Source organism: Marinobacter sp. KM021 (genome assembly GCF_050707965.1).
Classification (GTDB): domain Bacteria; phylum Pseudomonadota; class Gammaproteobacteria; order Pseudomonadales; family Oleiphilaceae; genus Marinobacter; species Marinobacter shengliensis.
This window is the reverse complement of the sequence record NZ_CP136129.1, coordinates 3,522,508-3,546,306: the sequence shown is the minus strand read 5'-3', so window position 1 is coordinate 3,546,306 and position 23,799 is coordinate 3,522,508. Positions and strand designations below refer to the sequence as shown.

Sequence of the window (23,799 nt, the reverse complement as noted above, 5' to 3'; positions counted from 1 at the left end):
TGTTGGTTGATCGCCACCCGGGGTCAGGTGGTCAGCAATCGCATAAAGTTCTGGTAGTCCTCGCGGATTCCAGGGTCCGTTTCCTGGAGTTCCACAATCTTCTTACAAGCATGCAACACCGTGGTGTGGTCACGGCCACCAAAGGCGTCGCCGATTTCTGGCAGGCTGTGATTGGTCAACTCCTTGGCCAGGGACATGGCCACCTGACGGGGCCGGGTCACCGTCCGGGTGCGGCGTTTGGACAATAGATCGGCCACCTTGATCTTGTAGTACTCCGCCACCGTGCGCTGGATGTTATCGATACTGACCTGCTTTTCATGCAGCGCCAGCAGATCCTTCAGGCTTTCCCGGATAAATGGAGGGGTAATCTCAGACCCGGTGAAGTGAGCATTCGCTATCACCAAACGAAGCGCGCCTTCTAACTCTCGAACGTTTGATCGAATCTTCTGAGCAATAAAGAATGCCGCCTCGCTGCTCAGTTTCACATTAGCCTGCTCGGCCTTTTTCATCAGAATCGCCACCCGGGTTTCCAGCTCCGGCGGCTCCACCATTACCGTCAGACCCCAGCCAAACCTGGATTTCAATCGCTCTTCCATATCGACGATTTCTTTCGGAAACCGATCACAGGTCACGATGACCTGCTGGCCACCTTCAAGCAGCGCATTAAAGGTATGGAAAAATTCTTCCTGTGAGCGCTCTTTCCGGGCGAAGAACTGAATATCGTCAATCAGCAACGCATCCACAGATCGATAGTAACGTTTGAACTCGTTGATGGCGTTCAGCTGCAGAGCCTTGACCATATCCGCAACAAACCGTTCAGATCGAAGGTAAGCGACTTTCGCCTTGGGATTACGGCGGACGATTTCATTACCGATGGCATGCATCAGGTGGGTTTTACCAAGACCGACACCGCCGTACAGGAACAGCGGGTTATAGGCTCCGCCGGGGTTCTCAGCCACCTGCATTGAGGCCGCGCGGGCCAGCTGGTTGGACTTACCCTCAACAAAGGTCTCGAAGGTGAAAGTCTCATTCAGAAAGCTCTGGTGCTTGATGTCACCTTCCACTTGAACCGGACGGCGCTCGCCATTGATTTTCTGCGCACTGCGGCTAACACCGGCAGAGGTAGAACCCGCGACAGTTGCCGCGACACTCTTCTCTTCCTCGGTTACCCGCTGCCCGATTTCGTCTGCCAGACTAGCCGGCTTCCGCTCAGCCACCGAGCGCACCACCGGTTCACTTTCCCGGGGCGCCGACCCTACTTTCATCTGAACCCGCGGCGCCTGGCCACCGTTGAGGTCCTTCAGAACTTCCTCTATACGGCGCAGATACTTTTCATTAACCCAGTCCATCACAAAACGGTTCGGCGCAAACAGCATCAGCTGGCCCTCTCGGAGATCCGACTGGAGGGGTCTCAACCAGGTATTGAACTGTTGCGCGGGAAACTCATCCCGGAGTACTTCAAGACATTGATGCCACATACTGTTAGGCACGACCGCCTGCTCCCGAAACCTGACTGTTCTCACATCGGAAAAGGCTTTTCCCGACGCTCAAGGTGACCCCGGATTCTACCCCGCCGTGGCCCACAGTAAAAGGCCAACAATCACTGTCATAAACAGCCTGTGGAAACATTTCTCCTCATCTTTCAGAAAGTTCCAGACCTATCTACAGGCTTGTGTACAGAAATGCCCTGAAAAAAAGTTACCCACAGGTCCTTGTGCACAGACCGCCCCCAACCCTGTGTGAAAGCCTTGGACCAAACCATGAATAACTCGGGCCTTCCTCGAAACACCGGGTTATTCACAATTCCACACCCTCTCGTCCACAGAGCTTACGGCCACCTGTCACCGTACTTGTCATTAATTCAAGCATTTGTTGTTGAAGGAAAAAACAGACTTTCCCACAGATATCAAGGTGCCTAATAACAGTAATAAATAATCTTTGAAAGAATTTAAAAAAGACCTATAGATTTTATTAGTCAGGCCTTCGGCTTGTACCCATACCGAAAAATTCACTTCCCCGATGCACAGTCATTGAACTTGCTAGCAGATTTGACTAGAATGCCGCTCCTGTTTTGGCTGTCTATTTTCCAGCCAACGACCAATGTCCATTGACGAATTTGTGAGAACATCACCATGAAAAGAACATTCCAACCGAGCGTCCTGAAGCGCAAGCGTGTTCACGGCTTCCGTGCCCGTATGGCGACTGCTAACGGCCGTAAGGTAATCTCTCGTCGCCGTGCCAAGGGCCGCGCACGCCTGTCAGCGTAACCTGATGTTTGCCTCATGAAGGCCTTGACGTTTCCGAAGTCACACAGACTGTTGCGGCCTTCGGACTACAGCAAGGTCTTCGATGATGTGCAGCTGAAAGTTCCGCACAGGAATTTTCTGATCCTGGCAGCTCCAAATAATCTGGGCCACGCCAGGGTCGGACTCATTTTCTCCAAAAAGAATCTCAAACTGGCGGTCCAGAGAAATCGGATAAAACGCCAGGTTCGAGAAACTTTCAGGCATCAGACGGATCTACCGGACCTCGACATTATTGTTCTTGGTCGGCAAGGACTCGCTCAACTGGATAACGCCTCAGTCATATCGTCGCTTAACGATCTTTGGCGCCGTCTCAGAAAGAAGTACCATCAGTCCTCAGTTGATCAAACGACTGTGAATTCAAAAGGTACGGGTTAATGCGACAGATTCTGTTACTGCCTATCCGGTTCTATCAGTACGCTATCAGTCCCATGATGGCCAGCCATTGCCGGCATTTCCCAACCTGCTCCCAGTACGCGGTTGAAGCTATTCAACACCACGGAGCAGCCAAAGGCTCGTATCTGGCAACCCGCCGATTATTAAGGTGTCATCCCTGGGCCGAAGGCGGTTATGATCCCGTACCGGGCACAGAGACCCAATATTCTCCGACCAACACTCAAACCAGAAACTAACGTTTATGGATATTCAACGCATCGTTTTGTTTGCCGGCCTGGCTATTGTCAGTTATCTGATGGTGCTTGCCTGGAATGAGGACTACAACCAGCCCCGTACTGAACAGGTCACCCAGGTAGAAACCTCGGGGTCGGACGGATCTGTTGATGACATGGTTCTGCCGGAAAGTGCTTCCCGGACAGACGATGAGTTTGTCACGCCGGAAACCGGCGAACTCCGGTCCACCTCCTCTGACGGCGAACAAAGTGTCGGCGACCAGTTCATCACGGTAGTGACCGACGTACTGGAACTGACCATCGACCGTGTTGGTGGCAATGTCATTGCCAGTTCCCTGCTTCAGTACGATGAATCGCTCGACAGCGAACAACCCCTGACTCTTCTGACCAACACCCAGAACCGTACCTATATTCTGGAAAGTGGCTTGATCGGGCGCAACGGCCCCGATGGTCGCAGTGCCGGTCAGGCACCGGTTTACCAGGCAGAAGCATCCCGTTTCGAGCTGACCGATGGCCAGGATGAACTGATCATTGACCTAAAACTGACCACAGACGATGGCGTTGATATCACCAAACGCTACCGTCTTGCCCGGGACAGCTATGAGATTGATATCCGTTACCTGATCAACAACCAGTCCGATACCGACTGGCAAGGTAACTTCACCGGCAAAATCGTAAGGGACGAGGCTCCTGACCCAACCTCCCAGACCACTATGGGTATCAAGGCCTACCTTGGCCTGGTCATCAGCACGCCTGACGATCCCTATGAAAAATACGATTTCAGCGACCTGGGCAAACAACGGGTTAACGAACCGGTCACTAATGGCTGGCTGGCGTTCCTGCAGCACTACTTCATTACCGCCTGGGTTCCGGACCGTGATAAAACAGCCCAGTTCCAGACCACCCGCCGGGATCAGTTGCATGTGATGGGTTTTGTCTATCCAGCAACCGCGGTTGCCCCCGGGCAGACTGTTGAGGTAGGTGCCACTGCTTACGTGGGCCCCAAAATCATTGATCGTCTGGAAGCCCTGGCTCCTAACCTGGACCGTACCGTTGACTTTGGCTGGCTGTTCTTCATCTCCCTGCCGCTGTTCTACATCCTGGAATGGTTCTATGGCCTGGTGGGTAACTGGGGTGTGGCCATTATTCTGCTGACCGTTCTGGTAAAAGCCGTGTTCTTCCACCTGTCAGCAACCAGCTATCGCTCCATGGCAAAAATGCGGGCCGTCGCGCCACAACTCACGCGCCTGAAAGAACTCTATGGTGACGATCGCCAGCGGATGTCCCAGGAGATGATGGCCCTGTACAAGCGGGAAAAGATCAATCCGCTGGGTGGCTGTTTGCCGATACTGGTACAGATGCCGGTGTTCATTTCGCTCTATTGGGTACTGTTCGAGAGTGTGCAGCTGCGCCATGCGCCGTTCATGTTGTGGATAAACGATCTGTCCCAGATGGATCCGTACTTTATCCTGCCAATTCTGATGGGCATCAGTATGTTCATCCAGATGAGCCTGAACCCGACACCACCAGACCCCATGCAGGCGAAGATCATGAAGCTGATGCCACCAGTCTTTACGGTGTTCTTCCTGTGGTTCCCGGCTGGTCTGGTACTGTACTGGCTGGTGAACAACATTCTTTCGATCTCCCAGCAGTGGTACATTACCCGCAAGATTGAAGTGGAAATGGCAGGCAAGAAACACTGAGTGATCAGTTGCACTGACCTGACAAAGGCTCCCCTGTGGAGCCTTTGTCATTTCTAATCAGGATAAACACACCATGCAGGCAACCACAGACACCATCGCAGCCATTGCCACCGCACCAGGCCAGGCGGGTGTGGGTATTGTTCGGGTTTCAGGGCCAAAAGCCGTTGAGATTGCCCGGAACATGCTCGGTTTTGAGCCCCGGCCCCGCTACGCCCATTATGGACCTTTTCACGATAGCCGGGGCGAACTGATCGACGAGGGCATCGGGCTGTATTTTCCGAACCCTCATTCGTTCACCGGTGAAGACGTGTTTGAGCTGCAGGGGCACGGCGGTACCGTGATCCTCGATATGCTGTTGCGGGAAGTCTGTAGTCAGGGCGCCCGTCTGGCACGGCCTGGTGAGTTTTCTGAGCGGGCGTTTCTGAATGACAAACTCGACCTGGCCCAGGCTGAAGCCATTGCCGACCTGATTGAAAGCAGCTCAGAGCAGGCAGCCCGTTGCGCCGTGCGCTCCATGCAAGGTGTGTTTTCCAGACGGATTGATGAACTGGTCGATGCGGTTACCCACTTGCGTATCTACGTGGAAGCGGCCATCGACTTTCCGGAGGAAGAAATCGATTTTCTCGCCGACGGCAAAGTGGCGGTTGATCTGCAAGGCCTGTTGCAACAGGTGGAACAGATCCTGTCGGAAGCCCAGCAGGGCACCATTCTGCGGGATGGCATGAAGGTGGTGATCGCCGGTCGTCCCAATGCCGGAAAATCCAGCCTGCTCAATGCCCTGGCCGGCCGCGAAGCGGCCATTGTCACCGCCATTGAAGGCACCACCCGGGATGTCCTGCGGGAACATATCCACATTGATGGCATGCCGTTGCACATCATCGACACCGCCGGCCTCCGGGACAGCCCGGACGAGGTGGAACAGATCGGTATTGCCCGGGCCTGGGATGAAATACGCCAGGCGGATCGCATTCTGTTGATGGTGGATGCCACCACCACCGATAAAACCGAACCCCATGAAATCTGGCCAGATTTTATTGACCAGCTCCCGGCCAGTGCCCCGGTCACGGTTATCCGTAACAAAGTGGATTTGTCGGGTGAGCCGGTGGGCATCAGTGCCGAACCCCACCAGACCGCGCCGGTTATTCGCCTGGCGGCCAAAGGGTCGGAAGGCCTGGACACCCTCCGTACGCACCTCAAGGAATGCATTGGCTTTGCCAGTACCACCGAAGGCGGCTTTCTGGCCCGCCGACGCCACCTGGATGCCCTGGAACGCGCTCGGGATTCCCTTCTTCAGGGACAGACCCAACTGGAAGGCTATGGCGCCGGGGAACTCCTGGCTGAGGATCTTCGGGCGGCCCAGGACGCCTTGGGTGAAATCACCGGCCATCTCACGCCCGATGACCTGCTGGGCAAGATCTTCAGCAGCTTTTGCATCGGCAAGTAGCCCCGGTCAAGGGTTCCATCTTCCGGGACACATCGTCCCGGTTAAATCGTTGTAATTATCAAATGAGAAATAATATCATTCGCTCCTGATTTTCAGTCTTGATCTTCAAGGAGTGACTCATGGTATTCAGGCCCTCAATTCTGGCCGCGTCTGTTGCGGCTGTTAGCAGCACCTTTTCTCTACACAGTGTTGCCCAACCGACGCAACTGGATGAGCTGGTTGTTTCGGCATCGGGCTTTGAGCAGAAGGTGACCGATGCTCCGGCCAGCATCAGTGTGATCAGCCAGCAGAACCTGCAACAAAGCCAGTTCTCCAATCTGGCGGAAGCCCTGGAAACCGTGGAAGGCGTGGATGTACGCCAGAGCACCGGCAAGACCGGTGGGCTGAACATCAGTATTCGAGGCCTACCGAGTGAATATACCCTGATACTGATTGACGGCCGCCGCCAGAATCCTCCGGGCAACGTCACTCCCAATGGCTTTGGTGATACCTCCACCAGCTTCATTCCGCCTTTGTCGGCGATTGAACGTATCGAAGTAATCCGCGGGCCCATGTCAACGCTATACGGTTCCGATGCCATTGGTGGCGTGGTGAATATCATTACCAAGAAGGTGTCCGATGAGTGGATTGGCTCGGTCACGCTCGAGCACACCTTCCAGCAACACCGGGAATACGGCGATAACGGTAAAGCCAGTTTCTACACCAGTGGACCGCTGATCGACAATCTGCTCGGGCTTGCGGTACGCGGCAGCGTGTTTGATCGATCGGCGGCGGATCTGAGTTTCGACGACGGTAGCGAGGCGCCCAAGCGGGGTGTTGCACCGGTGGATGGTCGTAACCATAACCTTGGTGCAAGGTTGACGCTGGTGCCGGTTCAGGGCCATGAGTTCTATCTGGATGCCGAACAGGGGCGCCAGGTGTACAACAATGACAGTTGCCAACTGGGTACCCTGGATGGGCAGAACCGGGCCTGCAACGCTGACACCAACACCGCCAATGGCTATCGGGACGAGCTACGGTTCAACCGTGACCAGATTGCCCTGGGCCATGCCAGCCAGCTGGGCTTTGGCACCTGGAGCAGTGATCTGACGTACAACGTGACCGAAACCAAAGGCCGGACCATTCCGGGTACCATAGGTACGCCTTACGATGCGCCCTATCAGAATCTGATTGGTGGCCAGGATCGCAAGCTGGAATCGGAAGATACCGTGTTTGATACCCGGTTGGTTGCGCCCGTCACCGCCAACCACATCGTGACGCTGGGGGCACAGTACCGTGATACCCGACTGGAAGACAGCGTTGCCAACACCACCTTCAAACAGGAATCCTGGGCGGTGTTTGCCGAGGATGAATGGTATCTGAGAGACGATCTGGCCCTGACGCTGGGAGGGCGTTACGAAGATCATGACGCTTTCTCCGGCCATTTTACGCCCCGGGCTTATCTGGTGTGGAACACGTCACCCAGCTGGACCCTCAAGGGTGGTGTCAGTCAGGGTTATAAAACCCCTGACATCAATGATTTGCACAATGGCATCAACGGTGTCACCAGCCAGGGTGAGGTGCTGACCATAGGCACACCGGACCTGGAACCGGAAAAAAGCACCAACTACGAGGTAGGCGCCTACTTTGACAACCTGCAAGGTTTCAAAGCCAACGCCACGGTATTCTTCACCCAGTTCAAGGACAAGATCGACAGCGGAGCGCCGGTGACCATCAGTGGTGACCCTAGGATTCCGGACGGCACCTACGACCAGCTGGATAACATCGGCAAGGCTGAGACCCGGGGTATCGAGCTGGCGTCCAGCTGGCGCTTTGCTCCGGACTGGAGTATTCGCGGCAACTATACCTATACCGACACTGAGCAGAAGAGTGGTGACAACAAAGGGGCACCTTTGACCAACACGCCGGAGCATGTGGTGCATGCGCGCCTGAACTGGCAGGCGTCTCCGCAGCTGGATCTATGGTTGTCCGGCGAATACCGAGGTGAGCGTACCCGCTACCTGAAGAACCGTGAGAATTTCACCGCAGAAGAAGCAGCGGTGTTTGACCAGGTGGGTGACCTGAGCGCCTATGCGCTCTTCCACCTGGGCGGCGCTTACCAGGCCAGCGAGCGGGTAAAACTCACCGCCACCGTTTACAACCTGTTCGACAAGGAGTTCCTGTCTGGCAGTGAGTACTCGTATGTGGATAACAATGGCAACCAGGTGGATGCCTGGGCTTCGGATTATGTGTATATCTTCCGTGGCATGGCCAGCGGCGGAACGGTAGAAGAAGGTCGCCGTTTGTGGCTCTCCGCAACCGTCGATTTCTGAGTTATCCACAGTTATCCACAACCCCAGGCCGCCGGCATTCGCCCGGCGGCCTGACGAATTCCCTTACGAAAACAAACAGTTTAGTTGTAAAACAACGTCAAAGCGTCGGGTAAACTCCGCCTACGTCTATTGGTGCCGCCAGTTTGGCGGTTTCATGCCATTCGAGTTAAAGGAGATAACCTGTGCGTAACCTGCTGTGCGTTACTGCGGTCGTTTTTGCCCTGTTTACGGCATCATTGCCGGCCGTGGCGTCTGAGCGTATCTATATCTATACCGAGAACTTCCCTCCCTACAACATGAGTGCCACGGGGCGTGCCTTCGAGCATAACGAAGATGGCATTGATGGTCTGTGCACAGAAATGGTCAAGGCCATTCTCGAGCACTCCGGGCTGGATTACGTGATCAAGCTGCGCAACTGGGATTTTGGCTATAACCGTGCGCTGAACAAGAAGAATCATGGCATCTACTGCACCACCTACACGGAAAACCGGGCTTCCCAGTTCAAATGGGTAGGGCCACTGACCACCAACCTGTGGACCATTTTTGCACCCCCCGGTACGGACTTGCAGATTGACAGCCTGGAAGATACCCGAGGCATGCTGTACGCCGGATACCGTGGTGATGTGATGACCGAGTACCTGCTGGAGCGCGATTTCCGGGTATCGGCCATGGACAGCGATGACCTTAACCCCAAACGTCTGGAACTGGGCCAGGTTGACCTGTGGATTGCAGACCGGCTGGCAGGACCTTACTTCGCCTCCCAACAGGACGTTGAAGGCCTGGAACCGGTGTTTTCGTTCAATAACACCGAACTGTACCTGGCGATGAACCTCGAGACTTCAGAGGAAGTGATTCGCAAGCTACGCCAGGGACTGGAGACCATTCGCAACAACGGGATGTACGAGGCCATAGAGACCAAGTGGGGGCTGTGAGCGGCGGTTACTGCTGATACAAAGAAAAAGTCCCGGGCAAGGCCCGGGACATAAAGTTACCGGGTAATCACCCGGTAAAGGCCATATTTTCCGGCTCCACCTGCATCAGGTTGCGAGTCGGGCTGAGCATGCTGGTGGCGTGGGCCTGGGCCCGTGGCAGCAGACGCTCGTAGTAGAACTCGGCGGTTGCCAACTTGGTCTGGTAGAAGGCGTCGGATTCGTCGCCGCTATTTTCCAGCTTGTCGGCGGCCACCGCAGACTGGCGCAACCACATATAGGCCATGGTGACGTAACCGCTGTACATCAGGAAGTCGTGGGCCGCAGCACTGACTACGTCGCGGTCTTTGCGGGCCGCCAGCATCACCCGGACAGTCAGCAGGTTCCACTGGGCCGTCAGTTTCAGCAGCTCGATGGCCATTGGGCGCAGCTGTTTGTTGGTCAGGTGCTTGCGGGCGAAGTTGGCAATCTTCAGGGTGAATTCCCTGACTGCGCCGCCCTGGGTCATCAGCAACACCTTGCGGCCCAGCAGGTCCAGTGCCTGGATGCCGGTGGTGCCCTCGTAAAGCGTGGCAATGCGGGTATCACGAACGATCTGTTCCATGCCGTGCTCGCGGATGTATCCGTGGCCACCGAACACCTGCACACCCAGATTAGCGGCTTCGTTGCCCAGCTCGGTCAGGAAACCTTTCAAGATCGGGGTCAGGAAACCCAGTTTGTCGTCGTATTTTTCGGCGTTTTCGGCGTCGCCCACGGTGTGTGCCTCAACCATATGGTCGGCCAGCCTGGCAGAGTAATACAGCATGGCGCGGCCACCTTCGGCGATGGCTTTCTGTGTCAGCAGCATGCGCCTTACATCCGCGTGGTGAATCAGGCTGTCGGCCACCTGGTCTGGCTCTTTCTTGCCAGACAGCGCGCGCATGGAACGGCGCTCTTTGGCGTAGTCCAGCGCCCACTGGTACGACAGTTCAGCCGGGCCAACGCCCTGAATGGCAGTGCCGATACGGGCCGTGTTCATAAAGGTGAACATGCACTCCAGGCCCTCATTTTCCGGGCCGATCAGGTAGCCGGTGGCGCCGTCGAAGTTCATCACGCAGGTGGCCGAGGCCTTGATGCCCATTTTCTTTTCCAGGCTGCCGCAGTTCACGCCATTGCGTTCGCCCACGCTGCCATCCGCAGCCGGCAGGAACTTGGGCACGATAAACAGGCTGATGCCACGGGTACCCTTGGGCGCATCCGGCAGGCGCGCCAACACAATGTGGACAATGTTCTCGGTCAGATCGTGCTCACCGGAGGAAATGAAAATCTTGGTGCCGGTCAGCTTGTAGCTGCCGTCCGCCTGTGGTTCGGCCTTGGTCTTCACCTGGCCCAGGTCGGTGCCGCATTGGGGCTCGGTCAGGCACATGGTGCCGCCCCAGCGGCCCTCGGTCAGAGGCACCAGGTAAGTCTGTTTCTGGTCTTCCGAGCCGTGCAGGAAGATGGTGTTCATGGCACCGAGTGACAGCCCCGGATACATGGAGAACGACCAGTTGGCGGTGCCCATCATTTCCTGTTTGAACAGACCCATGGACGCCGGCAGGCCCTGGCCGCCATATTCTTCCGGGGCTGACAACCCCTGCCAGCCGCCCATCACGTACTGGTTGTAGGCATCTTTGTAGCCTTTGGGCGTGGTGACTTCGCCGTTTTCCAGGCGGCAGCCTTCTTCATCACCGCTCTGGTAGATTGGGCTCAGCACTTCCTCACAGAAGCGCCCGCACTCGGTCAGAATGGCGTCTACAATATCCGGTGTTGCGTTCTCTCCAGAGGCCAGGGTCTGGTAGTGGCCCGGGTAGTCGAATACGTCGTTCAGCAGAAATTTCATGTCACGCAATGGCGCTTTGTACACTGGCATAACCCATCCTCACAGTCTGTTATCGCAATCCGGTCGGGCCCGAGGCCCGTTATGACTGCTGTTTTACGGCATTCACTTGCGGCTGCCATTGACGGAAAGCGCTTGTCTGCATGTCAGAATGGACAATTGGCTCAAATGACGCATTTCATATCTGCCTGATCGGATCTTGCTCCTGGCCCGTAAATCACAACTCGACGACGCCTTAGCCAAGGCCATCTAGCGGAGTGTAAAAGTCATGCAAAACAGGGAAATTCGACTTAAAGCCGGTGGTGTCTGGTCAGTTGCTCTTATACTGTTGATGGTATCTGTGCTGGCAGGCTGTGCTGGCCCTTCACTGGACGATTATCGCGACGCACAACCGGAGCTGATCCCCCGGGAATTTTTCCAGGGCGAACTTTCTGCCCGTGGAGTAGTCAAGAACTTCTCCGGTAAGGTCATTCGTACCTTTGACGCCGATATTGTGGCCACCTGGAGCGATGAGGGCGTTGGCACCCTGGATGAAGTATTCCGGTTCGACGACGGAGAGGTTCAAACCCGGGTCTGGACGCTGACCCCGGCCGGCGACAGCTACCATGCCGAGGCTGGCGACGTAGTCAAACCCGGCACCATGCGCTGGCAGGGCAACGCCATCCATATGAATTATGTACTAAGGGTGTCATACGGCGATGGCACCATAGACGTCCGGATGGACGACTGGATGTACCTGATCACACCAGACACCCTGATCAACCAGACCACTATGAGCAAATGGGGTGTCGAGGTTGGTGAGGTGGTGCTGGTTATCCAGAAACTGGGGTACGGGGACGACTCGTAACATTTATATCTGAAAGGTTAGCAAAACCCATGTGGAAACAATGGCTGATCGCTGTGGTTCTGGTTGCGGTGGTAGCTGCAGGGGCTGGTATTTACCTGAACCTGGAGTCAGGAGACAGTGGCCAGAGCGGTGGCGAGGCTCAGGCCAGTGCCGTCAATGTGGTAACACCGGAACGGCAACGGGTTCGTGACACCGTTGGCGCCGTGGCAAATCTGCGAGCCCTGAACTCGGTAGAGTTGACCACTGAGGTGAGCGGTCGAGTGATGGAACTGAATCTGCAGCCAGGCGCTGCGGTAGCCCAAGGGGCTGTTCTGCTCCGGTTGGATGATCGCCAGGCCCGGGCTGACCTTGCCGTTATTGAGGCACAGCTGGCTGATGCCCGGCGCCAGTATGAACGGGCCCAGAGGCTGCGAGCCAATAACAGTATCTCTCAGTCCCAGGTCGATGAACTCAGAACCGCCGTCGACGTTGCCATTGCTCAGCGAGAGGCTGCGAGGGTCCGGTTACAGAACCATCGGATCGAAGCGCCGTTCGCCGGTGTGGTCGGGCTTTCGGATATCAGCGTTGGGGCATTTCTCCAGGCAGGCACCACCATCACCACCCTGGATACCAATGACAAGATGGAACTGAACTTCGCTGTTCCCGAGCGATTCATTGGTCAGGTCAGGATTGGGCAACGAGTTCGGGCTACCTCCCCTGCGTTTCCGGGCGAAGTTTTTGAGGGGGAGCTGATAGAACTGGCTACCCGGATCAATGAGCTGAGCCGGACACTGTCTGTTCGGGCATTGATCGACAACTCTGAGGGCCGCCTGCGACCCGGCCAATTCATGTCCGCGTCTCTGACGTTGCAGGAACGAGAAGGCCTGGTCATACCGGAACAGGCGGTCATGATCCGGGGTGATCAGAAATATGTATTTGTGGCAGAAGATGGTGTTGCCCGCCGGGTGTCGGTGCGCACGGGCTCGCGAATGCCTGGCCTGGTTGAGGTGGTGGAAGGCCTGGAGGTCGAGGACCAGGTGGTGGTCACCGGCCAGGATCGCCTGAGTACCGGTGACCGGCTCAGGCTGCTGGAGTCTGATCTGGCAATACCGGATAACCGGTTTATTTCCAGCCGGGAGTCCTGATCTATGGTCCTCTCCGATATTTCCATCAAGCGCCCGGTATTCGCTACGGTTCTCAGCCTGCTGATTGTGGTGTTCGGGGTGGCGGCACTGATGGAACTGCCCGTTCGGGAGTATCCTGACATTGACCCACCCATTGTGTCGGTGTCCACCGACTACACTGGTGCTGCGGCTGAAGTGGTCGATACCCAGATCACCCAGGTGATTGAAGGTGCGATCAGTGGCATTGAGGGTATTCGTTCCATCGAGTCATCCACTGAGCAAGGTGAATCCCGAACGTCCATCGAATTCAACACTTCTCGCGATATCGATGTTGCAGCGAACGATGTCCGCGATGCAGTTGCCCGTGTGGCCAACCAGTTACCCGATGAAGCAGATGCCCCCAGGGTTCGTAAGGCGGACTCCGATGCCCGGCCGATGATGTGGGTAACGCTGCTCAGTGATGTATGGGACAGCGCAGAACTCAGCGATTTCGCCGATCGGGTGCTGGTCGACCGGTTGTCGGTGCTCGATGGTGTAGCCGATGTTCGAATTGGTGGCGAGCGCCGATACGCCATTCGGGTGTGGCTCGACCGGGAGCGCCTGGCGGCCAGAAACATCACGGTGGCGGAGGTAGAGCGCGCACTCCGGGACAACAACGTTGAATTACCGGCGGGGCAGGTGGATTCGTCTACCCGCAACTTCACGGTAAGGGCGGAAGGTCGCTTGTCCAGTGTTGAAGAGTTCCGCAACCTGGTGGTGCGCCGTGACGGCAATGATTTGCTGCGGTTGGGCGAAGTCGCCAATATCCAGATGGGTGTGGAATCTGACATCAGTCGGTTGCGGGCCAACGGGAAAACCGCCATTGGCCTGGGCATTATCCGGCAATCCAAAGCCAATACCGTGGCGGTATCGGATGCGGTGCGTGCCGAACTTGAGCGGATTCGGGACACGCTTCCACCGGAAGTCTCACTTGCGGAAAGCTACGACGAATCCATCTTTATCCGTGCCTCCATCAAAGAGGTGTTGATCACCCTGGGCATCGCCGTGTCTCTGGTGATTCTGGTGATTTTCCTGTTCCTGAGATCCTGGCGGGCCACGTTGATACCGGCCGTGACCATACCGGTGGCGGTGATCGGGGCGTTTATCGGCCTGGGTTTCCTGGGGTTTTCCATCAACGTGCTTACGTTGCTGGCGATTATCCTTGCCATCGGCCTGGTGGTGGATGATGCCATCGTGATGCTGGAAAACATCCAGCGGCGCATTGATGAAGGAGAACCACCGCTGTTGGCAGCCTATCGCGGTGCCAAGCAGGTGGCTTTCGCGATCATTGCCACCACACTGACACTGATTGCTGTGTTCGTGCCCATTTCGTTTATGGGCGGCAACGTTGGCCGGCTGTTCGCCGAGTTTGGCTTCACCCTGGCGGCTGCCGTGATCTTTTCAAGCCTGGTTGCGCTGACGCTGGCCCCGATGCTGTGCTCGAAATGGCTCCAGCACAGCCCGGAATCCGAAGAAGGCCACCGCCTGTGGGCATTCAGCGAGAAAGTGCTCAATGGCCTGACCAATGGCTATAAAAAACTGCTGACATTCTCCCTGAATCAGCCGGGTTTGTTGTTGGGCCTGGGTGTGGCTGGCCTGATCATCGCCACCGTCATTTTCCCGCGCCTGCCGCAGGAACTTGCGCCTACGGAAGACCGGGGGGTAATCATCATGCCCACCAGCGCCCCGAGGGGGTCGACCGTTGAATACACCGACCACTTTGTCCGCCAGGCGGAGACGCAATTACTGCCGTACCTGGACGAAGGCATTGCTGCCCGCTTCCTGTCGATTGTCGGTTTCCGGGAGGAAGAAGATAACGCCTTTATGATCATGGGCCTGACCCATTGGGATAACCGCGACATCAAACAGCAGCAGGTAACCAGTGACATCCGGCAGAAGCTGGCGGATATTTCCGGTGTACGGATTAACGTGATCAACCCGCCGGGCCTTGGCCAGCGAGGCTTCAATCAGCCTGTTGAATTTGTGGTGGCCGGGCCGGATTACGAATCGGTACAGGCCTGGAGTGAAGAGATCGTCGAACGGGCGAAAGAGAACCCGAACCTGATCAATGTGGATACCGATTTTGAGCTGACCCGGCCGGAGCTGCGGTTGAATATTGATCGGGACAGGGCGGCGGACCTGGACATTACCGTTCAGGATGTTGGTCTGACCCTGCAAACCATGCTGGCTTCCCGGAATGTGACCACCTATGTGGATCGGGGTCGCGAGTACGATGTCATCATTCAGGCTGACGACGCCAACAGGGCAACGCCGGGGGATCTTGAGCAGATCTTTCTGCGGCCGCGAGAGGGCGGCGAGCTGATTCCAATCAAGGCTCTGGTATCGGTGGAAGAAATCGGCGCCAATCCGGATCTGCGGCGTATTGATCGACTGCCGGCGGTGGTTATCAGTGCTTCCCTGGCGGATGGTTACGATCTGGGCTCGGCGCTGACCTACTTGAATAATCTGGCTGTGGATAACCTGCCGCCGGAGGCCCGGCTCAGCTACAAGGGCCTGTCCCGGGAGTTTCAGGATTCGTCCGCCGCTATCTATCTGACCTTCGGCCTGGCGTTTATCATCGTGTTCCTGGTGCTGGCGGCCCAGTTCGAGAGCTGGATTCACCCGTTGATCATCATGTTGTCCGTGCCGCTGGCCGTGACCGGGGCGCTCATTGCGTTGGCCTGGTCTGGGATCAGTCTGAACATTTACAGCCAGATCGGCATTATCATGTTGCTTGGGTTGATGGCCAAGAACGGCATATTGATTGTGGAGTTTGCCAACCAGTTGCGGGACAAGGGTTACGAGGTGCGAGACGCGATTCTTGAGGGTGCCACCCTGCGTTTCCGTCCTGTTTTGATGACCACTATTTCCACAGTGTTCGGCGCCGTACCACTGGTCATTGCTACCGGCGCCGGTGCGGAAAGCCGGGCGGCCATCGGTATGGTGATTCTCGGTGGGCTGGTGTTCGCCACGACGCTGACGCTGTTCATCATTCCGGTGTTGTACAACCTCCTGGCGCGATTCGCCAAGTCGTCCAACGCGGTGGAAAAGGAGCTGGAGCGCCTGGCGTCCGGTTCGGCTGGCGGCTCCAGCCCCGCTGGCTCACCCGCAAGCAAGGCTGATGACTTCTGATCAGAACGCTGGTGGTTACAGCACTGTTGGGAATACCAGATGTCCGTCCAGAACCTCGTCCGGGTGGATATCAATACAGAAAATGTGCTGGCCCGTCGAACCGGCAAGGCCTGTGGATAACGTGACGGTTCGCCGTGCATCCGGAAGCGCAACGTAAGGGCGGCAACTGTTGATTTGTTGCGGCCTTTCCAGGGCATTCCGGAAGTATTCCCGGTGGCTCCAGCGGGCACCCGCCGAGTAGTAAAGCGGGTTGAAGCGGTCGCCACTGACCATATCCACCTGCGCCAGCCGGCCCTGCTGGACGCCATGGCTATCCAGAATGAAACAGCGTTTGACGCCTTCCATGAGCAGCAGGTTTCTGCACACGCGTTCAAAGGGCTCGCCCCGGGCGATTTGATGGCAGACATCCATGATTTCAAAGCGGAGCAGTTTCAGGTAAGTTTCCTGGCTGTGATAATCCCTCAGGCTCCACTGCTGGGACCGGGACATCACCTGCTGCAGGGCGTTTTCGGCATTGATCGTGCACTCCCGGGTACTGTGTTTGGGCCGGGCAAACAGAAATCCCTGCAAAAGATCCGCTTCGGTATCCAGCGCAATCCGTGCCTGGTTCTCGCTCTCGATACCCTCCAACAATACCAGGCTGCCGCTTTCTCGGATCATTCTGACCAGGCTGTGCAGCAATACCCGGGCACGCTGGTGTGTTTCCGCATTGGCTAGCAGGCTGCGATCAATTTTCACGATCAGTGGATTGATTCGCCACAGTCGCTCAAAGTTGGAATCGCCCATGCCGAAGTCGTCGATGGCAATCTGAAAACCGAAATCTTTGGCTACCTGGATGAATTCCAGCAGAGCATTGGTGTCTCGTGTGGCGGTTTCCACAAGCTCCAGAACAATCCTCTCCGGTGGAACCCCGGCACTGTGGCAATGGTCCGCAAGCTGGCCAAGATAACCCGCGTGGTGCAGCAAGGTGTCCGGATTGATGTTGATAAACAGCCAGACCGGTTCCTGTTTAAGACCGAAGTTGGTCAGATGCAGGTTGAGCAGGTGCTGGTCGACACCGGTGGTGACGCCCAAGATTGATGCTTGCTCAAATAACTCGGGTGGGGCAATTGGCCGGTTATCCCGATGAACCCGCACCAGCGCCTCGTAACCAACCAGTTTCTGGTGGGTCGGGCTGAGAATGGGTTGATACACAGACTGGAAATCATGATGCTTTATAAATCTGGCACATTTACCAGGTACCTTGCCTCGGTGGTCTGCAAGGCTTAACACACTTTTCATGGTCAGGAGCCCTATACTGCTATGGCGTAGCCGTCCTGGCCGCTGATGGAGTTACCGGGAAAAACTGAAGCCAATTCCGTGCCATCGGTATCTGGTTCTAAAAAAGCGAGGCAGGCCTGGGGTTGAACGGCACGATGGCACCCAAGGCCCAGACGGTTTGCACCAGAACGGTGCCCAGACATCACCAAACGGCGTTTAACCGCACCAGGAAACAACAGCCTATGAGTCAACACAGTCAGTTCCGGTTATTGGGCCAACGGCGGTTTTTGCCGTTCTACCTGACCCAGTTCTCCGGCGCCTTTAACGACAACCTCTACAAAAACGCCCTGTTGCTTCTGATTACCTTTCAGGCCGGTGGTCTGATGGGGTTGTCTGTGAATGTGGTGGTCAACATCGCTGCGTTCCTGTTCATCCTGCCGTTCTTCCTGTTTTCCGGTATCGCCGGCCAGATGGCTGACCGCTATGAAAAGGCCGTGATCATCCGCAACGTTAAAGCCGCGGAAATTGGCATCATGCTGGTGGCCGCCACGGGCCTCTGGTTTGGCTGGTACGAGTTGCTGCTGGTGTTGTTGTTCCTGATGGGGGTGCAGTCCACCTTCTTCGGTCCGGTCAAGTATTCGATTCTGCCCCGAGTGCTGACCGATGACGAACTGGTTGGCGGCAATGGCCTGGTCAGCATGGGCACCTTTGTCGCGATCTTGCTGGGCACCATTGCTGCGGGCTTGATCATGGGGGCTGACCAGGCGGCGAAAGTCACCGCCGTTGGTGTGGTGGTAATGGCGGTGCTCGGATATCTTGCGGCCCGGCAAGTACCCAATACCCGGGATGAATCGCCAGGTGTTCGGGTCCGGTTCCGGCCGCTGCTGGAAACCTGGCGGCTGATGTCGGTGGCGGCGGAACGTCGCCAGGTACTGTGGGCGATTCTGGCCATCTCCTGGTTCTGGTTTCTGGGCGCCGCCTACCTGACCCAGTTCCCCAACTTCGCCAAAACCTGGCTGGCCGGGGATGAAACCGTGGTTACCCTGTTGCTGGCGATGTTTATCGTGGGTATTTCCATCGGCTCCATGCTGTGTGAGCGGCTGACCAAACACCGGATCACCCTGTCGCCGGTACCCTGGGGGGCGCTGGGCCTGACGCTGCTGGGCATCGACCTGTTCTTCGCGGTACCCGCAGACCCCAGCCCCTCTACCTGGCTGAGTCTGATCACCGAGCCTGTGTATATCCGGGTATTGCTGGATCTGGTGGGGATTGGCATCTGTGGCGGGCTGTTTATCGTGCCCCTGTACGCCTTTATCCAGCACGAAACCCCGGATCACAAGCGGGCGCGCATCATCGCTGCCCTGAACGTGATCAACTCCCTGTTCATGGTGTGCAGTGCCCTGGCAGGCATCGTGGTTCTGGGTGTGTTTGAGCTGGGAATCCCCGGGTTTTTCCTGATGTTGTCACTGACTAACGGGTTGGTGTGGGTGAGTGTGTTGGGGCTGAGGCGCCGGGCCGAAAAATCTGTGGATAATTAATTGGAAAACCTACGGATAAGCCCGGAATAAAACTTTTTATTGCTATAAAAAACAGATAGTTGCCATCATTTTTAAGCGTTGAAAAAGTGATCAGGTATGTGGATAACTTTCTTGAAAACTTTTCTGAGAAGCTGCTGACAACTGACTGAAAAGCAAAAAGTTTCGGTTTTTACCTAGCCTAAGCCCCGGGTTTATCCACCGGAATTCTGGGCTCCCGCCGCCGGGATGCTTTTCGCCGGGGCGATATCTGGTTAAAATTTGCACATTCAGACTGCAATTTCGCCGGCGAGGCGTTATACTCGCCGCCCTGTTTTCATACCCTTTTTTAAAGCCCGATTTCCGAGGTGTAGTGTGGAGTTTCCGACCCGTTTCGATGTCATTGTCATTGGTGGTGGCCATGCCGGTACTGAAGCCGCCCTGGCAGCCGCGCGCATGGGTTCGCAAACCCTGCTGCTGACCCACAACATTGAGACTCTGGGGCAGATGTCCTGTAACCCCGCCATCGGGGGGATCGGCAAGAGCCACCTGGTGAAGGAAATCGACGCCTTGGGCGGGGCCATGGCCCGGGCTACCGATAAAGCCGGTATCCAGTTTCGTGTGCTGAACAGCCGTAAGGGCCCGGCGGTGCGTGCCACCCGCGCCCAGGCTGACCGGATTCTGTACAAGGCGGCGATTCGCCATACCCTGGAAAACCAGCCCAACCTGACCCTGTTCCAGCAGGCCGCCGATGACCTGATTGTGGAAAACGACCAGGTGGTGGGCGTGGTTACCCAGACCGGTATTCGCTTCAACGCCAAAACCGTCGTGCTGACCACCGGTACCTTCCTCGGCGGCGTTATCCACATCGGTATGCAGCACCACGCCGGTGGCCGCGCCGGCGATGCGCCGGCCAATGCGCTGGCCAAACGCCTGCGGGAGTTGCCGTTCAACGTTGGCCGCCTGAAAACCGGTACCCCGCCGCGCATCGATGCCCGTACCGTGGATTTTTCAGTGATGCAGCAGCAGTGGGGCGACGACCCGACACCGGTGATGTCTTTCATCGGCAGCCGTGACGAGCACCCTGAGCAAATCTGTTGTTATGTCACCCGCACCACCGAAGAAACCCACGACATTATCCGCAGTGGTTTTGACCGCTCGCCCATGTTCGCCGGTAATATCGAGGGCGTGGGCCCGCGCTACTGCCCGTCCATTGAAGACAAGGTCAACCGCTTCGCCGACAAGGATTCGCACCAGATTTTTGTCGAGCCCGAGGGCCTGACCACCAACGAGTTGTACCCGAACGGCATTTCCACCAGCCTGCCGTTTGATATCCAGCTCAAGGCCGTGCGCTCCATTCCCGGTTTTGAAAACGCCCACATCCTGCGCCCGGGTTATGCCATCGAGTATGACTACCTGAACCCCCAGGATCTGCGCCATACCCTGGAAACCAAATTTATCCAGGGCCTGTACTTCGCTGGCCAGATCAACGGCACCACCGGCTATGAAGAAGCCGGCGCCCAGGGCTTGCTGGCGGGCATCAACGCCGCCTTGCGAGCTCAGGAGAAAGCCGAATGGTATCCGCGCCGGGACGAAGCCTACCTCGGCGTACTGGTGGACGACCTGATCACCATGGGGACCAGCGAGCCCTACCGCATGTTCACCAGCCGTGCCGAATACCGGCTGATCCTGCGGGAAGACAACGCCGACCTGCGCCTGACTGAAACCGGCCGCAAGCTGGGGCTGGTGGACGACGAACGCTGGCAGAAGTTCAGTGACAAGTGCGAAGGCATCACCAAAGAGCGCAGCCGCCTGGAAAGCACCCGCATTCACCCGAACACCGAGGCCGGTGAACGTGCCAATGGCTACCTGAAACAGCCGATGACCCGGGACCAGTCCCTGGCCGAGCTGCTGCGCCGCCCGGAAATCGCCTATCAGCACATTGCCGAGATCGGTGCCGATCAGGCAGACGATCCGAATGTGGCTGAGCAGGTAGAGATCGAGATCAAGTACGAAGGCTACATCTCCCGCCAGGCCGATGAAATCGAGCGCCTGCGCCGGAATGAGAACACCGCATTGCCGGTGGATCTGGACTATGAGGTGATTGGGGGCTTGTCGAACGAGATCAAGCAGAAGCTGCAAACCGTAAGACCGGAAACCGTCGCCCAGGCCTCACGCATCCAGGGTGTCACGCCGGCCGCGGTGAGCCAGATTCTGGTGCACCTGAAAAAGCGGGACCTGCTGAGAAAGCAGAGCGCCTGAGATGACTTATCCACAATGGCCAGGCCAGCTGAGCGACGGCCTGGCGGCGATGAATCTGTCCCTCAGCGAAAGCCAGCAGCAACAGTTGCTGGCTTTTCTCGCATTGCTGAATAAATGGAACAAGGCCTACAACCTGACCGCCGTGCGGGATGAGCGGGTGATGGTGTCACGGCAATTGCTTGACAGCCTGAGCATTCTGCCATGGGTGACCACCGACCACCTGCTGGATGTTGGCGCCGGGGGTGGCCTGCCCGGTATCCCTCTGGCCATTGTGTTCCCGGAAAAACGCTTTACCCTGCTTGACAGCAATGGCAAGAAAACCCGGTTCCTGAACCAGTGTGTGCTTGAACTGGGGCTAGGCAACGTTGAGGTAATTCATGGCCGGGCGGAAGACTGCCAGCCGGATCAGCCATTCACCCAGATCAGCAGCCGGGCCTTTACCGCCCTGGAGAACCTGGTGACCTGGTGTGGCCAGTTGCTTGCGAGTGAGGGTGAGTTCCTTGCCATGAAAGGCCAGTATCCGGATGATGAAGTAGCTGCCCTTCCGGCCGGCTGGCAGGTAGAATCCAGCCATTCCCTGAAGGTGCCCGGTGCAGATGGCGAGAGGCACTTGCTGATCGTCACCCGGGCTGAGTAAACCCGCTAACCCCAAGAGCAGGAGGCAAAGCATGGCGCGCGTGATTGCTGTGACCAATCAGAAAGGCGGTGTGGGCAAAACCACCACCTGCGTCAATCTTGCCGCGTCTCTTGCCGCCACCAAACGCCGGGTGCTGCTGGTGGATATGGACCCCCAGGGTAACGCCACCATGGGCAGCGGTGTCGACAAGAATAGCCTGCAGTTGTCCGGTTACGACGTGCTCACCAAACGTGCCAGCGCTGCCGAAGTGATTGTCAGGGCTGAGGCCTCCGGTTTTGACATACTGCCCGCCAACGGCGACCTGACCGCGGCGGAAGTGGAACTAATGAACGAAATCGGTCGGGAGCACCGGCTGCGCCTGACCCTTAACACCGTTCGCGAGAATTACGAATACATCCTCATCGATTGCCCGCCGTCCCTGAACCTGCTGACCGTCAATGCCCTGTCGGCGTCGGATTCAGTGCTCATCCCCATGCAATGCGAATACTACGCACTGGAAGGCCTGGCTGCGTTGATGAACACCGTGGAGCAGATAAAGGAAACGGTGAACCCGAATCTTGAGGTCGAAGGCATCCTGCGCACCATGTACGACCCGCGCAACAGCCTGACCCTGGATGTCTCCGGTCAGCTTAACGAGTATTTTGGTGACAAGGTCTACCGGGCGGTTATCCCACGCAACGTGCGCCTGGCTGAAGCACCGAGTTACGGTATGCCGGCGCTGGCCTACGACCGGGCCTCCAAAGGCGCCATTGCCTATCTGGCCCTGGCCGGAGAAATGGTGCGCCGGCACGGATCGAAAAAGACATCCGCCGCGGTTGCGGTGTAACATAGATCGCCGTCAGGCGACCATGCATCCACCATTTCAACAGGAAGAATGACAACCACCATGGCGGCGAAGAAACGAGGTTTGGGCGAACGCGGTTTGGGGGCACTGCTTCAGGGTTCCAAAGTAAACCTGAACCAGGAACCCGGTAATCACGATGGAGAACTGCGGGACATTCCCGTGGATCTGATCCAGCGCGGACGTTATCAGCCCCGCCGTGACATGGACCCGGCCGCCCTGCAGGAACTGGCCGACTCCATTCGCCAACAGGGCGTGATGCAGCCGGTGGTGGTTCGCCCCATCGCGGAAGGCCGTTATGAACTGATTGCCGGTGAACGCCGCTGGCGCGCTACCCAGATAGCCGAACTGGACCGTATTCCCGCCATTATCCGCGATGTGCCCGATGAGGCCGCCATTGCCATGGCGCTGATCGAGAACATCCAGCGGGAAAACCTCAATCCGATCGAAGAAGCCTTCGCCCTGCAACGCCTGCAGGAAGAATTCGGCCTGACCCAGGCCCAGGTGGCAGAAGCGGTGGGTAAATCCCGCACCACCATCACCAACCTGTTGCGCCTGATTGGCCTCACCGAAGATGTCCGGACCATGCTGGAACACGGTGACCTGGAAATGGGCCATGGCCGCGCCATGCTCACCCTGCCGCCAGAGCAGCAGATGCAGGTGGCCCGCCAGGTGGTGGCCAAGTCGCTGTCGGTACGCCAGACCGAAGCCCTGGTGCGTCGGATTCAGCAGGAGAAGCCCGCGGCCGAAGAAACCGAAAGCAAGGGCCTCGACCCCAATATTCGCGCCCTGCAGGACGACCTTTCAGACCGCCTTGGTGCCCGGGTTGCGATCAACCATGGCAAACGGGGAAAGGGCAAAGTGGTGATCGAATACAGTTCACTGGATGAGTTGGATGGTATTCTGGGCCATATCCGCTAAGTCAGCCGGATAATCGGGAAAAATCATCCTAAAGTCCCGCTTTTCGCATTAAACACCACATGTGG

At 57.0% G+C, this 23,799-nt stretch carries 18 protein-coding genes; 15 read left to right on the top strand and 3 right to left on the bottom strand.

Annotation, left to right across the window (positions count from 1 at the left end; genetic code table 11):
* Nucleotides 1-23 precede the first annotated feature (23 nt).
* Nucleotides 24-1,490, bottom strand: a complete 1,467-nt coding sequence (gene dnaA, locus RVM24_RS16620; RefSeq protein ID WP_061333175.1) for a chromosomal replication initiator protein DnaA — start codon at nucleotides 1,488-1,490, stop codon at nucleotides 24-26.
* A gap of 642 nt (nucleotides 1,491-2,132) precedes the next feature.
* On the opposite strand from dnaA, the gene rpmH reads away from it, so the two are divergent.
* The 7 genes from rpmH (at nucleotide 2,133) to RVM24_RS16585 (ending at nucleotide 9,323) form a co-directional block, all read left to right on the top strand.
* The gene (rpmH, locus tag RVM24_RS16615) at nucleotides 2,133-2,267 is read left to right on the top strand and encodes a 50S ribosomal protein L34 (RefSeq protein WP_008172542.1); all 135 of its coding nucleotides are present in this window, start codon (nucleotides 2,133-2,135) and stop codon (nucleotides 2,265-2,267) included.
* Between the two features lie 15 nt (nucleotides 2,268-2,282).
* On the top strand, nucleotides 2,283-2,681 hold the full coding sequence (gene rnpA / locus RVM24_RS16610; protein ID WP_072675874.1) for a ribonuclease P protein component: 399 nt from the start codon (nucleotides 2,283-2,285) through the stop codon (nucleotides 2,679-2,681).
* Nucleotides 2,681-2,935 carry a membrane protein insertion efficiency factor YidD gene (gene yidD, locus RVM24_RS16605; protein WP_082780614.1) on the top strand — a complete coding sequence of 85 codons (255 nt, stop codon included), beginning with the start codon at nucleotides 2,681-2,683 and terminating at the stop codon, nucleotides 2,933-2,935. Before rnpA ends, yidD begins: the two co-directional genes overlap by 1 nt.
* A 5-nt stretch (nucleotides 2,936-2,940) precedes the next feature.
* Nucleotides 2,941-4,635, top strand: coding sequence for a membrane protein insertase YidC (gene yidC / locus RVM24_RS16600; RefSeq protein WP_061333177.1), 1,695 nt, complete (start codon nucleotides 2,941-2,943; stop codon nucleotides 4,633-4,635).
* Between the two features lie 73 nt (nucleotides 4,636-4,708).
* Nucleotides 4,709-6,079: a tRNA uridine-5-carboxymethylaminomethyl(34) synthesis GTPase MnmE gene (gene mnmE, locus RVM24_RS16595; RefSeq protein ID WP_061333178.1), complete on the top strand. Its 1,371-nt coding sequence runs from the start codon at nucleotides 4,709-4,711 to the stop codon at nucleotides 6,077-6,079.
* A 119-nt stretch (nucleotides 6,080-6,198) separates the two neighbouring features.
* Nucleotides 6,199-8,391, top strand: coding sequence for a TonB-dependent receptor domain-containing protein (locus RVM24_RS16590; RefSeq protein WP_061333179.1), 2,193 nt, complete (start codon nucleotides 6,199-6,201; stop codon nucleotides 8,389-8,391).
* Between the two features lie 182 nt (nucleotides 8,392-8,573).
* Nucleotides 8,574-9,323, top strand: coding sequence for a substrate-binding periplasmic protein (locus tag RVM24_RS16585; protein WP_061333180.1), 750 nt, complete (start codon nucleotides 8,574-8,576; stop codon nucleotides 9,321-9,323).
* A 67-nt stretch (nucleotides 9,324-9,390) separates the two neighbouring features.
* Here RVM24_RS16585 and RVM24_RS16580 read toward each other — a convergent pair whose 3' ends face one another.
* A complete protein-coding gene (locus RVM24_RS16580) occupies nucleotides 9,391-11,211 on the bottom strand; it encodes an acyl-CoA dehydrogenase C-terminal domain-containing protein (protein WP_061333181.1) in 1,821 nt (606 codons plus the stop codon).
* Nucleotides 11,212-11,509: 298 nt separating this feature from the next.
* Between RVM24_RS16580 and RVM24_RS16575 the strand changes: the two genes are divergently transcribed.
* The 3 genes from RVM24_RS16575 to RVM24_RS16565 are packed head-to-tail and all read left to right on the top strand — an operon-like array spanning nucleotide 11,510 to nucleotide 16,299.
* Complete coding sequence (locus RVM24_RS16575) at nucleotides 11,510-12,025, top strand: DUF3833 domain-containing protein (protein WP_264753584.1); 516 nt, start codon at nucleotides 11,510-11,512, stop codon at nucleotides 12,023-12,025.
* 29 nt (nucleotides 12,026-12,054) lie between these two features.
* Nucleotides 12,055-13,149 carry an efflux RND transporter periplasmic adaptor subunit gene (locus RVM24_RS16570; protein ID WP_061333183.1) on the top strand — a complete coding sequence of 365 codons (1,095 nt, stop codon included), beginning with the start codon at nucleotides 12,055-12,057 and terminating at the stop codon, nucleotides 13,147-13,149.
* Between the two features lie 3 nt (nucleotides 13,150-13,152).
* A complete protein-coding gene (locus RVM24_RS16565) occupies nucleotides 13,153-16,299 on the top strand; it encodes an efflux RND transporter permease subunit (protein ID WP_286922474.1) in 3,147 nt (1,048 codons plus the stop codon).
* 15 nt (nucleotides 16,300-16,314) lie between these two features.
* Here the strand turns inward: RVM24_RS16565 and RVM24_RS16560 are convergent, their stop codons facing one another.
* Entirely contained in the window at nucleotides 16,315-17,580 is a 1,266-nt protein-coding gene (locus RVM24_RS16560; RefSeq protein ID WP_286922473.1) for an EAL domain-containing protein, read from the bottom strand.
* 221 nt (nucleotides 17,581-17,801) lie between these two features.
* On the opposite strand from RVM24_RS16560, the gene RVM24_RS16555 reads away from it, so the two are divergent.
* The 5 genes from RVM24_RS16555 (at nucleotide 17,802) to RVM24_RS16535 (ending at nucleotide 23,734) form a co-directional block, all read left to right on the top strand.
* Nucleotides 17,802-19,097 carry an MFS transporter gene (locus RVM24_RS16555; protein WP_138437415.1) on the top strand — a complete coding sequence of 432 codons (1,296 nt, stop codon included), beginning with the start codon at nucleotides 17,802-17,804 and terminating at the stop codon, nucleotides 19,095-19,097.
* 351 nt (nucleotides 19,098-19,448) lie between these two features.
* Nucleotides 19,449-21,335 (top strand): tRNA uridine-5-carboxymethylaminomethyl(34) synthesis enzyme MnmG, encoded by a 1,887-nt coding sequence (gene mnmG, locus RVM24_RS16550; RefSeq protein ID WP_061333186.1) that lies wholly within the window; start codon nucleotides 19,449-19,451, stop codon nucleotides 21,333-21,335.
* A 1-nt stretch (nucleotide 21,336) separates the two neighbouring features.
* On the top strand, nucleotides 21,337-21,972 hold the full coding sequence (rsmG, locus tag RVM24_RS16545; RefSeq protein WP_061333187.1) for a 16S rRNA (guanine(527)-N(7))-methyltransferase RsmG: 636 nt from the start codon (nucleotides 21,337-21,339) through the stop codon (nucleotides 21,970-21,972).
* 31 nt (nucleotides 21,973-22,003) lie between these two features.
* On the top strand, nucleotides 22,004-22,798 hold the full coding sequence (locus RVM24_RS16540) for a ParA family protein (protein WP_061333188.1): 795 nt from the start codon (nucleotides 22,004-22,006) through the stop codon (nucleotides 22,796-22,798).
* Between the two features lie 60 nt (nucleotides 22,799-22,858).
* Entirely contained in the window at nucleotides 22,859-23,734 is an 876-nt protein-coding gene (locus RVM24_RS16535) for a ParB/RepB/Spo0J family partition protein (RefSeq protein ID WP_061333217.1), read from the top strand.
* The last annotated feature ends 65 nt before the right edge of the window (nucleotides 23,735-23,799 follow it).